This is a genomic window from Neobacillus sp. C211 (genome assembly GCF_051842875.1).
GTDB lineage: Bacteria > Bacillota > Bacilli > Bacillales > Cytobacillaceae > Neobacillus.
In genome coordinates, this window is the sequence record NZ_JBPXRO010000015.1 from 62700 (window position 1) to 75666 (window position 12967).

At 37.1% G+C, this 12967-nt stretch carries 11 protein-coding genes; 3 read left to right on the forward strand and 8 right to left on the reverse strand.

What is annotated here, in order from left to right; translation table 11 throughout:
* Window positions 1–258: 258 nt before the first annotated feature.
* A complete protein-coding gene (locus ACSU6B_RS15550) occupies window positions 259–1692 on the reverse strand; it encodes an alanine/glycine:cation symporter family protein (RefSeq protein ID WP_410886513.1) in 1434 nt (477 codons plus the stop codon).
* A gap of 88 nt (window positions 1693–1780) precedes the next feature.
* Between ACSU6B_RS15550 and ACSU6B_RS15555 the strand changes: the two genes are divergently transcribed.
* Window positions 1781–1948: a hypothetical protein gene (locus ACSU6B_RS15555; RefSeq protein ID WP_215002116.1), complete on the forward strand. Its 168-nt coding sequence runs from the start codon at window positions 1781–1783 to the stop codon at window positions 1946–1948.
* Between the two features lie 314 nt (window positions 1949–2262).
* Here the strand turns inward: ACSU6B_RS15555 and ACSU6B_RS15560 are convergent, their stop codons facing one another.
* Entirely contained in the window at window positions 2263–3555 is a 1293-nt protein-coding gene (locus ACSU6B_RS15560) for a Glu/Leu/Phe/Val family dehydrogenase (protein ID WP_410886515.1), read from the reverse strand.
* A 148-nt stretch (window positions 3556–3703) separates the two neighbouring features.
* On the reverse strand, window positions 3704–4687 hold the full coding sequence (locus ACSU6B_RS15565; RefSeq protein WP_410886517.1) for a glutaminase: 984 nt from the start codon (window positions 4685–4687) through the stop codon (window positions 3704–3706).
* Between the two features lie 263 nt (window positions 4688–4950).
* On the opposite strand from ACSU6B_RS15565, the gene ACSU6B_RS15570 reads away from it, so the two are divergent.
* The gene (locus tag ACSU6B_RS15570; protein WP_410886519.1) at window positions 4951–6270 is read left to right on the forward strand and encodes an ATP-binding protein; all 1320 of its coding nucleotides are present in this window, start codon (window positions 4951–4953) and stop codon (window positions 6268–6270) included.
* Between the two features lies 1 nt (window position 6271).
* Window positions 6272–6436 carry a hypothetical protein gene (locus ACSU6B_RS15575; RefSeq protein ID WP_215002110.1) on the forward strand — a complete coding sequence of 55 codons (165 nt, stop codon included), beginning with the start codon at window positions 6272–6274 and terminating at the stop codon, window positions 6434–6436.
* A 109-nt stretch (window positions 6437–6545) separates the two neighbouring features.
* Here ACSU6B_RS15575 and ACSU6B_RS15580 read toward each other — a convergent pair whose 3' ends face one another.
* From ACSU6B_RS15580 to ACSU6B_RS15600, 5 genes are all read right to left on the reverse strand, one after another.
* Window positions 6546–7052 carry an acyl-CoA thioesterase gene (locus ACSU6B_RS15580; RefSeq protein ID WP_410886521.1) on the reverse strand — a complete coding sequence of 169 codons (507 nt, stop codon included), beginning with the start codon at window positions 7050–7052 and terminating at the stop codon, window positions 6546–6548.
* A 623-nt stretch (window positions 7053–7675) separates the two neighbouring features.
* Window positions 7676–8641, reverse strand: a complete 966-nt coding sequence (locus ACSU6B_RS15585) for a carbohydrate kinase family protein (RefSeq protein ID WP_410886523.1) — start codon at window positions 8639–8641, stop codon at window positions 7676–7678.
* 65 nt (window positions 8642–8706) lie between these two features.
* Window positions 8707–10185 carry a xylulokinase gene (gene xylB, locus ACSU6B_RS15590; protein WP_410886525.1) on the reverse strand — a complete coding sequence of 493 codons (1479 nt, stop codon included), beginning with the start codon at window positions 10183–10185 and terminating at the stop codon, window positions 8707–8709.
* Window positions 10186–10362: 177 nt separating this feature from the next.
* On the reverse strand, window positions 10363–11265 hold the full coding sequence (locus ACSU6B_RS15595) for an ABC transporter permease (protein WP_410886645.1): 903 nt from the start codon (window positions 11263–11265) through the stop codon (window positions 10363–10365).
* Window positions 11266–11354: 89 nt separating this feature from the next.
* On the reverse strand, window positions 11355–12914 hold the full coding sequence (locus ACSU6B_RS15600; RefSeq protein WP_410886527.1) for a sugar ABC transporter ATP-binding protein: 1560 nt from the start codon (window positions 12912–12914) through the stop codon (window positions 11355–11357).
* Window positions 12915–12967: the final 53 nt, after the last annotated feature.

Below are 12967 nucleotides of genomic sequence, written 5' to 3' on the forward strand. Positions count from 1 at the left end.
AAGGAACTCCGTTTTAGAATTTTGAATACACGTTAGTAGACATTAAGATATATAAATATATAAAGCTGGTGATTATGATAAAGTATTCCCAATTAATAAAAGCCTTTGCTCTCGTTGAGCAAAGGCAACTTTTTTTTACGAGTTCCTTCTATTATATAATGTTATTTTTCTCGCCTTCACAGCTGTCATCTCTCCCGTTTTCCATCGATGATAAGCTTGTTGGCCCGTGTTCTGTATCTGAACATCTTTTTGTATTATTTACATCGCTTTTTCCTTTTTTGAACTTGAAGTAGCTGGAGTGTGCTCCCAACATTCAATGCCTTCATGATTTTTAATACAATCTTTATAAAAGACAGGATCTTTACCAGCTTTTTTCTGTTTCATGTAATCCGTTAAAGTAGCAAAGGCTATTTTTGCTAGTAATGTAATAGCAATCAAGTTTATGATAACCATAAAGCCCATAAATAAATCCGCTAAATCCCATACAAACTGGACCTTTGCAATGGAACCGAATACAATCATGGCTAACACGCTTATTCGGTATAGTATCACCCATACTTTACTTTTGTGTAAAAATCGAATATTTGTTTCCCCATAATAATAGTTACCAATTAACGCACCGAATCCAAATAGGAAAACAAAGATAGCAAGACAGCCTGATGCCCAGGAACCGATGTGTTCACTTAATGCTGCTTGTGTAAGGGCAATACCACTTAGCCCTGGTTGTTTGTAAGCATCAGAAAGCAAAATAATAAATGCTGTGCTTGTACAGACGACCAGTGTATCCGTTAATACGCCAAATGCTTGAATAAGTCCTTGTTTCACCGGATGACTTGTTGTTGCTGTTGCGGCAACGTTTGGCGCACTCCCCATACCAGCTTCATTCGAGAATAAACCACGTTTAACTCCATTCATGAGCGCTGCGCCGATTGAACCGCCTGCTATTTGTTTAAAGCCAAATGCGTTTTGAACAATAAGAGAAAGAATTTCCGGCATTTTTGTTATGTTCGTAGCTACAACAAATAATGCAACACCGATGTATAACACAGCTAGAATCATTACCTTGTATTCAGCCATTTTTGCAATACGCGTCACACCGCCAAAGATAATCGCAGCGAAAGCAAGTGCCATGATAATCCCTACAGTTAAACGATCTGTACCGAATGAGTTCTCAAAAGCAATTGTAACGGTATTTGATTGTACAGAATTGAATACAAGACCGAAAGCAAGCGTAATTAAAATGGAGAATAATACTCCCATCCAACGTTTGTTTAATCCTTTTTCCATATAATAGGATGGGCCGCCGCGGAAACCATTTTTATCTTTTACTTTATATACTTGCGCTAACGTACTTTCGATAAAGCTGGATGCTGAGCTAATAATAGCAATAATCCACATCCAGAATACCGCTCCAGGACCGCCTAATGCAATCGCAATCGCAATTCCTGTGATATTACCTGTTCCAACCCGAGCGGCCATACCGATACAGAACGCTTGAAATGGGGAAATGCTGTCTTTAGAGCCAGTTTTCCCTTCCATTAAAACACGGACCATTTCCTTTAACATGCGGAATTGTACAAATTTCGTTTTAAATGTGAAATAAATCCCGCAAGAAACAAGCATAATAATTAATAATTTTGACCAAAGGAAATCATTTGTTACACTAACCATATTTTGTAGTAATTGTTGCATTTTACCACCCCTTTTTAAAATTTAGTAGTTTATATTGAAGTAATTAGGACATCAGTTTGATAGAAATGGTTCGAATCGAAGTAGGTCAGTGCCGGCGATGGTGCCACCTGCTGCTGGAATCTTAATAAAAGATCATTTTTTAACAGGGTTTATTGCATCAGCATCATTTGCAGCGTTAGCTGATCTCCGTATAGACATGGATGCTTATGCAGCGGAAGAAAATGTTTCTTTTTTCGCTGTGGAAAGAAACCATTGAAAAAAAGACCCCATTTTGTTAGCTTAATGGGCATGTGAGATGACCCTCTAACCTAACCAATTTGGGGCTCATTGATTTGTTCCCTTTAATATAGTCTACAAAACTTGTCTTACGTTGAATATCTAGACCCGCTAGTGGATCTTCGACATTTAAAGGATCTCAGTAAGAATTTTAGAGCCCTTCATTTTTTCGAAAGCTTCTTTTGCTTCTTCTTCAGTGTCAAACTCAAACATGTTTAGATTGTTTTTTGAATGGACAGTGATAATCCACAAGAAAATCTCCTTCTTCCATATAATTGTAAAAAATCTCGCATTTTAGATCCAGCCCCGGAAATGTGAGGCTTCAGCCAGTTTTCTTATACCAACCATATACGCTGCTAGGCGCATATTAACTTGATGGTCATGTGTTGTTTGATAAATATTTTCAAAAGAATCGACCATTACTTTTCGTAATTTTTCAGCCACCTCTTCCTCTGACCAATAAAATCCTTGATTGTTCTGAACCCATTCAAAGTAAGATACGGTGACACCACCTGCACTTGCCAATATATCCGGAACAAGGAGGATTCCTCTTTCATCCAAAATTTTGGTTGCTTCAAGGGTTGTTGGCCCGTTAGCTGCCTCCACTACGATGGAAGCTTTAATACGATTAGCGTTTTGTGCTGTAATTTGGTTGGAAATGGCAGCCGGCACCAGAATGTCACATTCTTTTTCCAGTAATTCTTGATTCGTGATAACATTGTTAAATAAAGTTGTTACTGTACCAAAACTATCGCGTCGATCGAGCAGGTAATCAATATTAAGCCCTTGTGGATCATAAAGAGCACCATATGCATCCGAAATACCAATCACTTTTGCTCCAGCATCATGCATGAATTTGGCCAAAAAGCTTCCTGCATTCCCAAAACCTTGAATCACTATGCGGGCACCTTGCAATTCAATGTTTTTTTTCTTTACCGCTTCTTCAATACAAATGGTTACACCCCGGGCGGTTGCCGTTTCACGTCCATTTGACCCCCCTAAAACAAGGGGCTTGCCCGTAATGAATCCTGGAGAATCGAATTCACGAAGGCGGCTATACTCATCCATCATCCAAGCCATGATTTGAGAGTTTGTATATACATCGGGTGCCGGTATATCTTTTGTAGGCCCGACAATTTGGCTGATGGCACGAACATAACCACGACTCAATCTTTCCAGTTCTGCAAACGACATTATTCTCGGGTCACACTTAATGCCGCCTTTTCCACCTCCGAAAGGGAGGTTCGCAATGCCGCACTTTAAACTCATCCAAATAGACAAGGCTTTTACCTCTTCTTCGTTCACTTCTGGGTGAAAGCGGATGCCTCCTTTTGTCGGACCTACTGCATCATTATGTTGGGAACGATAACCGGTAAACACTTTGATCGAACCATCATCCATTTTTACAGGTATGCGGACAGTGAGCATTCGGAGAGGTTCTTTGAATAATTCAAATTCATTATTTGAATAACCTAATTTATCCAACGCCTCTTTTATGACCGTTTGTGTAGAAAGAAATAAATCTAGAGATTCCTTTTCTTTTTTCTGTTCTTCAGCTAGGTTTTCTACAGTATTTGTTAATGCCATTAATATCACCCCATAATTTAAATAATAAAAGTTTTATTGCATCGTTTTCTTAGTTTCGTATAAATTTTTCAAATGTCCAATGAAATCTTCCATGAACATTCGTATTTTTATACAATTCGACGATTACATCTTTCTGATAAGAATGTTTTTAGAAAATACACAGATTCCATTCTTGCGATAGATGTTTCAATAGCTTAACACCCGTCAGGCTATTGCCATACTGATCAATAGCTGGTCCATAAATACCAATTCCACATCCATCTTGAAAAGGCAGTTCTCTTTTCATACTTGGGGGAACTGTTGCTAAAATACCTCCCGATACCCCGCTTTTGGCTGGTACTCCTACAAATGCGGCAAATTTGCCTGAAGCATTGTACATTCCACAGGTAAGCATTAAGGCTTTGGAAAGTCTGGCCACTTCAACAGGCAGTACTTGTTGTTTTTGAATTGGGTGATATCCATCATGAGCAAGAATCATTCCAATCAGGGCTATATCTTCCGTATTTACTTCTAAGGAACACACCTTCAGATAAACTTCTAAAGCTTCATCCACCTCTGATTCTAAAAAACCTGTCTCTTTTAAATAATAGGCTATTGCTCTATTTCGATTGGCAGTCTGCCATTCTGACTGAAAAACCTCCGCATTGATGTTCGGACGTTTCCCTATCATTTTTTCGATAAATTTGTAAAGAAACTCCAATTTATTTTTTGATGATTCTCCCGGAAGCAGTGATGCGATGGTAATTGCTCCTGCATTGATCATGGGATTAAACGGCTTACCTGGTTTATGCATTTCAAGGCGGATAATGGAGTTAAAGGCATCTCCAGTTGGTTCCACATCGACCCGATCTAACACATAAGGAATTCCGCGACTTACACATGCCGCTATAAAGCTGATCACTTTTGAGATACTCTGTAATGTGAAAGGGACTTGCCAATCACCCGACTTGACCACTAGTCCATTTGATCCTACGATACAAATACCTAATTGTGACGGGTTTGCCTTTCCCAAAGCAGGAATGTAGCTTGCACATCGTCCTTCTGTACCATAGGAACGATAATGATCCACCCATTCATCCAACCAATCCTGCTTTTGGTTCCCGATTTGATCTTTTTCCTTTTTTTTAATCATGTGAATCAACGCTTCCAACCCTCTCTTTCTAAATTCTTTTTTAGGGAAAACATTTCACGCTCAAAAGAAAACGCTTTCTATTTTCCGATGAAATGATATTATTGATTCTATAATTAGAACTACAAAAGATAACAAAAACCTACAGAAATTTTTTTATCTTTCGTTTAATTTTTTACTCGAACAAAATTGGAGTATCTAATAATAAAGTTTGCATTGTATTGTGGCCAATCTATCTGTATACTAATTTTCAGAAAAATTAGGAAGTGATCTGCTTGAACATCAGTCCTTTAGTAAAAAAAGACCTATTCATTCTGGTTTTGATGATGATAACAGTCCCTTTGGCGGGTGAATTAAATTTCTATCCGATTAATGAAACGTTCCGGGTCAGTTTTGGTGTACCAATATTTTTATTCTTTTTGTTATTGTTCCGAAAAATTCCTGCTATTTTGTCTGGTTTATTGACAGCTATACAAGTTGTGGTCTTTCGCATTTTACTAGAATTCATCAACCAAGGTAATATGAATTTGACTTCCTCTTTTGAAGCTAATTTTCCTAGTTTTTTCTTTTATTTTGCCTATGCTTGTTTATTTTATTTGGCAAAAGTAAACCGATTTTATCACCGTCCTATTTTAATTGGATTGATTGGCATCACCATCGAAATATTGTCGGATTTGACAGAGATACTGATGCAATATTTTGTATTGGGAATAACGATTAAATTGGCAGCACTTAGCGAAATTCTGATTATGGCGATTTCACATAGCTTTCTGGTTGTCAGCTTTTTCACGATCATGCAGTTATATGAGGCACAGGCAAGGGAAAAACATATAAGAAAACAAAATGAGCATATGCTCATGCTCATTTCCAATTTATACGAGGAATCAATTCATTTAAAAAAAACATTGCTAGATGCTGAAAACATCACAAAAAAATCATATGATCTATACAAATGCTTAAATGTTTTGCAAATCGAAGGGACGACTGCCCATACAGTCAAGGACCTCGGCAGGCAGGCATTGACAATAGCCGGCGAAGTCCATGAAATAAAAAAAGATAACCAACGTATTTATGCGGGACTTTCAAAACTTATTTCTGATGAAAGTTTTACAGATTATATGAACCTGGTTGAACTAGTTTCCATTACCAAACGAACAAATGAAAAATATGCCAGTATCCTTGGAAAAAATATTCAAGTTGAATATTCCATTACAGGAGCTCATCCCCCTTACCATGTTTTTACCCTTTTATCGATTATCAATAATATCGTCACTAACGCCGTAGAAGCCATCGATAAAACGGGCAAGATTACCATTAGTATTGAAAGGGAAAACCATTTGGTTAAATTCCAGATCAAAGATAATGGCCCTGGTTTTATCCAGAAACATAAAAATTTAATTTTCAAGCCCGGGTTTACCACTAAATATGATTATTCCGGAAATCCATCAACGGGAATGGGATTATCCTTTGTAAAGGAGATAGTTGAACAACTTGAAGGTGATATTACAGTGCAGAATAGATTAGAAGGAACAGGGTCCATTTTCACTATCCGTTTATCGGCCAATCATTTAATGGAGAAAGGCTGATTTGTTACTTTTTCATATAATAGATGATGATGAAGCCGTTCGTTCGATGCTGGCTCAATTCATCGAAGACGAGGGCTTAGGGGAAGTGGCCGGGGAGGCAGCAGATGGATCCTTATTGGATGGAAACAGGTTAGACATTGATATACTTGAGAGAGTCCTTGCATAGTCTCAATGACGAAAAAACTTCACTGAACCGTTGTTTAGTGAAGTTTTTCTGTTATAAGAAGAGAAAAATATACTATTCGTTAACTAAATTAACATAAGCTTTGTTGACCTTAAGGATAATTTGTTGTTAAAAAAGCAGCTAATTTTTTGCTCTTTTGTTTTCTTTCTTTGCGAACTCTTGCTCGCTCTGGTGCGGTCTCATGCAATTTTTTCTCTTCTTCTGTTTCCGGAATAACCTGTGGAACATGTGTTGGACGTTTATGTTCATCAAGTGCGACAAATGTTAATAGAGCTGTTGCTGCAATTGTACGTTCACCACTTTTTAAATCTTCAGCAATAATTTTCACAAAAATCTCCATAGACGACGTCCCTGTCCATGTCACATATGATTCAAAACAAACCGAATCTGTTGTACGAACAGGATATAAGAAGTCAACTGAATCGGTTGAAGCAGTTACACATTCCCTGCGACTATGGCGAGCCGCAGAAATAGAAGCTACCTGGTCCACATCACTCATTAATTTTCCTCCAAATAATGTATGGTGATTGTTTACGTCATTTGGAAATACACGACTTGTTCTTATAACTCGTGATTCTTTACAATATTTTGCTTCCATAATATACTCCCCTATTTAACTACTGGCACCATCTTCTACGAGATAGCTTTAATTGACACACACTATAAAGGCTCTTAGTCTTCTAATAATTAAGTTTCTGGATCTTACATATAACTAGTTGACAGTGAAAGAAACTAACGACTTCATTTTCCATCCCAATACAAAAAATGTTTTATGGAACCATTTACATAACCCAAATTTTCCATTTTATAGCCAAGATTTGGACCATGAAAGTATCGACAAGAATTTTTTTGGGTTTTCTGTATTTCCATGCACAATATCCCCCATGATTCTGTTTCTCATTAGAGAAGTATTTATATGTCTAAGAATAATGTAATTATTGAAATAAATAAAATGATATAAAATTATAACCACATATAAAAAACTTTTATATCGTATAAATTTAGGGGTTAATAATGGATTACCGTTATAAAAAAATAGTAAAAAAAACCAACTAAATCGGCACGGCATTTTTTTATTTCTCAGCCTTCATTTAAAAAGGAACCACGGCAGATCATGCCACGATTCCTTTCTTTGCTGAATATAAATGTCACTGCTTTAAGAATGACTCTATCTTATTCTTGTAATCAGACTCTTTAAACTTACTGCATGAGTAAAAATGACTAAATTTTTAATATATCCTCTTCGTTTGGTAAGGAAGATATCGCTCCTACCCTTGTACATACAAGTGCCCCTACTTTATTTGCAAATAGAATGATCTCTTTCAGTTTACTAAAATCATTAAGAATTGTATTAATGGACTCCAAGTTTGCAAACTGATATAAAGCAGCACCGACAAATGCATCACCAGCACCGGTAGAGTCAATTGAATTTATTTCTATACTGTTTATTACACCCACATCATTTCCATTTGAAAGAAGAGTTCCTTCACTTCCAAGAGTCACAGCCACAATTTTCGCTCCCAAATGATGGAGCTTCTCTATTCCTTCATACCTATCCATTTTTCCTGTGATAAGTTCAAGCTCCTCTTCACTTACTTTTACAAAATCAGCCATGGATATACCTTTTCTAGCTAAACTAATAAATTCTTCTATTCTATTTTTCCATAAATCCTTACGGAAATTAGGGTCAAATGATAGGAATATTCCACTATTTTGCGCAAAGTTCATTGCATTAAAGTAGGTTGTTTTAAAAGGGTTATCAAGTAACGCTGTTGCGGATCCAAAGTGTAGTATTTTTGCTCTACTTAGTCTATCTAAATTTAAGTTTTCGTCTGTTAGATGTTGATCTGCTCCTCTATTGAATACAAAATCCCTTTCACCGTCTGCTTGGAGAGAAACAAATGCTAAGGTTGTTGGTGCTAAATCATCGGTAACAACCATCGATGTATCTACACCCACCTCGTTTAAAGTTTCTATCAAGAATGATCCAAATGGGTCATTTCCTACTTTCCCAATAAGACTCGCCACCCCACCTAGCCTTGAAATTGCAGCTGCTACATTCGCTGGGGCACCTCCAGCCTTCTTTAGGAAATGATCACCTTCTTTTAAATTAACATCAATATCTGTACAGAAAAAATCGATTAACAGCTCTCCAACACACATAACTGAGCGGGATGTTCTATTCATTTATTTTCCACTCTCCATTCTTACCGCTTCTATTAATTTAGAATACAAAGTATCTAGATCTAGATCTAGATCATAAACAGTTCCCTATTTTGTATATAGAGAGATTTAAATAGCTCATATTGCTCATTATATACATATCCATTCTTTTCATTTGGCTCTACTAGTCTATCACTCTTTTTTACCATTTCACTTACAGCTTCTTCCATTGAATTGAAGACTTTTGTACCTACAGCTGCCATAATTGCTGCTCCTTTACAGGCATGTTCCTTCGTCAAGGTAGTACATATACTTTTTTGAAAAACGTCTGCTACAATTTGCATCCATAAATCACTTTGGATAAATCCACCTGAAGCGATAACCTGCTCAACAGGTATTTGCAGTTCATTAAAAATCTCTAATGAATCACGCAATGAAAAAGCAACACCTTCCATCACCGCTCTCAACATGTGGTAACGATTGTGCTTTAATTGAAGTCCAAAAAACATCCCTTTAGCATTAGCATCCATATGGGGTGTTCTGTCTCCATTTAAATATGGTAGGAAGAGTAACTTTTCACTTCCTGATGGAATCTTACTAGTTTCTTTGTTTAACTTAGTAAAGTCTGCGATATATAAAATATTTTCCATTAACCATTTTAATGATAGTCCTGCACTTAAATTAGCACCTAATATGTACCAGTTTTTCACATGACAGAATGTATTTGTTCGATATAGTCTGTCATGAACTGGTTGATTTACAGGTGAAAATAACTGTCCTCCTGTTCCAATCGTACAGGAAATTGTCCCCGAAGAAAGGATGCCATTCCCAACAGCCTGCATCGGCTGATCCCCTCCACCATATACGACAGGGGTTGCTAATTTCAATCCAGTTTCATCGGCTGCAATTCGAGTTACGTAACCCGCGATCTCGTATGGCTCACGGCATAGTGGAAAAAGGTTCCTATTTATCCCTAACTTTTTAATTAGATCTTCAGCCCATTCTCTTCTTTCTATATTAAATATTAATGTTCCACAAGCATCTGTTGAATCTGTACCAATCTCACCAGTTATTCTGTAACGTATATAATCTTTAGGTAAAACCACTTTATCTATTTTTTCATAATTAAAAGGTTCATGTTCTTTTATCCACATTAAAGAAGGCAGTAAAAAACCAGGAGAAAGTGAATTCAGTGTTTGCCTTTCTACTTCTTCCTTATTTATTTTATTATGTATGGAGTGGATTTGCTGCTGACTTCTTTGGTCACACCAAATGATCGCTGGTCTTATTACTTGTTTGTCTTTATCAAGTATTACTAAACCATGCATTTGTCCAGAAAAACCAATTCCAGTAATTTCAACCTCATATCTCCCCACTTTTTGTAAACAATGCTGTATGGTCTTCTTTGTAGCTCTCCACCATTCTTCAGGATCTTGTTCTGCCCAATTTCTTGCTGGAGTATTTATGCTATATACCTCACTATCTGAAAAACACTCTGTTCCAGTATAGTCAATCAGGCATGTCTTCACACTAGATGTTCCAAGATCTATTCCAAGCAAGTACTTCATCAAATACCCCCTTTTTGATCGCAAAATTGCATGGAGAATGAAGGCTGTCGATCATTCGACAGCCTTTAAAATGTCTTACTTCCAATGAAAAAATACACTTAATGGAAAGATATTTTATCTTTTTTTACCTTTATTACTCTTGTACTCTACATTATTAAATACATCTGTTGAATTCCATTAAGCTGCACTATTTCCACGTAAGCGGTCTAATAATACCGCGGCAACAATTACTCCACCTTTGACAACAAGCTGCCAATAATAGTTAACGTCCATTAGAGTTAAGCCATTACTAATAACGCCCATAATTAATACCCCAATGATCGTTGCTTGTATCTTTCCTTTACCACCTGTTAGACTAGTTCCACCCAAAATAACCGCGGCAATTGCATCTAACTCATACATTTGTCCTGCAGTTGGTTGACCAGAATACAACCTGCCAGCTAAAACGACCCCACCTAAACCTGCTAATAATCCACTGATGGAATACACATTAATTAATGACTTCTCAACCTTAATCCCTGTTAATCGTGCTGCTTCTTCATTGCCACCAATGGCATAAATATGGCGGCCAAACATGGTATACTTTAAAACATAAAACATAACGATATAAACAAAAAACATGATATAGATAGGAGTTGGTATTCCGAAGATAGCTCCGCCGCCAATGAATTTGAACGTTTCATTTTGTAAAACAATCGGATAACCACCACTAATGACATAAGCAAGACCTCGAACATAGGTGAAACTACCTAATGTAACAATAAATGCTGGTAATTTTGTTTTAGCAGTGAAAAATCCATTTATTAGTCCTACTGCATACCCTACAGCCACACCTGATATCATGGCAATAACGGGGTTAACTCCTGCTGAAGAGACCATAACTGAAATAACGCCGGATAAAGCAACTGTTGACCCGACCGACAAATCAATTCCACCAGTTAATATCACAATTGTCATTCCAGCAGCTAGCACAGCAATGATGGAAACTTGCTTTAATACATTTAACATATTGGCCGTTTCTAAGAAATTAGGCGCGGTAAAAGAAAGGACAACGCATAATAAGATTAAAATCATGATCATACCCAATCGATTCCATAATCCGTGAAGGACCTTCCCAACATGAAGGCTTTCTCTTTGTGATATTGTTTGAGTATTTCCCCTCATTTTCTTTACTCCCCCCTAGTAGCTAAGTACATAATTTTTTCCTGTGTGGCTTCTTCTCTCAATAGTTCTCCTGTTAACCTTCCTTCGCACATGACGAGGATTCGATCACTAACACCTAATACTTCAGGAAGCTCAGATGAAATCATTAAAACTGCCAAGCCATTTTCGGCAAGCTTCGAAACAATTTTATGTATTTCAGTCTTTGCCCCAATATCCACACCTCTCGTGGGTTCATCAAGCAGTAATACTTTAGGTCCGATGGACAGCCATCTAGCGATCACAACTTTTTGTTGATTACCTCCACTTAAGTTCGATACCTGCTGTTCCGGTGAGGCAATTTTTATGTTTAGTTCTTTTATATAACGATCAGCGGTAGCATTCACTTCTTTCCAACTAACAATTCCAGCCTTCGTATGCTTTTTCAACTCTGCCATTAAAATATTCTCTTTTACAGACATAGATAAAAATAATCCTTGCTCTTTCCTGCTTTCAGGTACATGTGCAATCCCATTAGCCATTGCATCTATAGGGGATTGTATTTTAACAGACTTTCCGTCTACAAATATTTCGCCACTTACTAACTCAGATGCACCAAATAGAGCCCTAACTAACTCTGTTCTCCCCGCACCTACAAGCCCTGCTAAACCAATAATTTCACCTGGATAAATTTTTAACGAAACGTTTTTAACAATGGTGTTATCTGAAACATTTCTCAGTTCTAGAACAGGGGAACTGCTTTTTGAAAGTTTTTTAGGATCAGAAGACTTATCTCGATTAAACAAATCTTTTAAATCACGACCTACCATAAGCTTCACAAGATGATCAGGGTTTGTCTCTTCAATGGGGCCACTTGCAATCCACTCACCGTCACGTAAGACAGTAAATCTATTAGCAATTGTAAAGATTTCTTCCATTCTATGAGAAATATAAACGATGGCAACACCCTGTTTTTTTAAATCCTCAATAATATCAAATAGTTTCATAATTTCTTTATCTGTTAAAGAGGCTGTTGGTTCATCCATGATAAGAACCTCTGCCTTAAAGGATAATGCTCGGGCGATCTCCACCATTTGTTGTTGAGCAACGCTTAGGGTTGAAACCAATTGGCGTGGGTCAAGATTAGAACCCATTGAATCCAACACCTTTTGTGCACTTTTATGCACCTCTCCCCACTTAACCATCCCTAACCGATTTCTCGGAAAGGTTGAACCCATTAAGATATTTTCACTAATCGTCAAATTGGGAGAAAGGCTTAACTCCTGATGAATAACATTTATTCCTTTGTTCCTTGCATCAACAGGATCCTTCCACAAAGTTGGCTGACCTTTAAAATAGATCTTTCCACCATTATTATCAGGTGTATAGATCCCTGCTAATATTTTCATAAAAGTTGACTTTCCGGCTCCATTCTCACCCATTAAGGCATGTACTTCACCTGGATAAAGTTCAATTTTCACATTGTTTAATACGGTTACACCTGAGAACGTTTTACCAATTCCCTCCATATTTAACACTGGATTTTTATGACCATGCTGAACCTTCAATAACCTTTCTGTAACAGCCATACTTTTATCTCACCCCTTTTTTTAATTTTATAAAAAGGCTGAATAAGGGGTCT

What these genes read in the sequence shown, in the direction of transcription:
- ACSU6B_RS15560 (WP_410886515.1), bottom strand. Translation starts at nt 3,555, where the DNA reads ATGGCATTAACAAATACTGTAGAAAACCTAGCTGAAGAACAGAAAAAA.
- ACSU6B_RS15595 (WP_410886645.1), bottom strand. Translation starts at nt 11,265, where the DNA reads ATGATCATGATTTTAATCTTATTATGCGTTGTCCTTTCTTTTACCGCG.
- ACSU6B_RS15585 (WP_410886523.1), bottom strand. Translation starts at nt 8,641, where the DNA reads ATGAATAGAACATCCCGCTCAGTTATGTGTGTTGGAGAGCTGTTAATC.
- ACSU6B_RS15580 (WP_410886521.1), bottom strand. Translation starts at nt 7,052, where the DNA reads ATGGAAGCAAAATATTGTAAAGAATCACGAGTTATAAGAACAAGTCGT.
- ACSU6B_RS15600 (WP_410886527.1), bottom strand. Translation starts at nt 12,914, where the DNA reads ATGGCTGTTACAGAAAGGTTATTGAAGGTTCAGCATGGTCATAAAAAT.
- ACSU6B_RS15565 (WP_410886517.1), bottom strand. Translation starts at nt 4,687, where the DNA reads ATGATTAAAAAAAAGGAAAAAGATCAAATCGGGAACCAAAAGCAGGAT.
- xylB (WP_410886525.1), bottom strand. Translation starts at nt 10,185, where the DNA reads ATGAAGTACTTGCTTGGAATAGATCTTGGAACATCTAGTGTGAAGACA.
- ACSU6B_RS15550 (WP_410886513.1), bottom strand. Translation starts at nt 1,692, where the DNA reads ATGCAACAATTACTACAAAATATGGTTAGTGTAACAAATGATTTCCTT.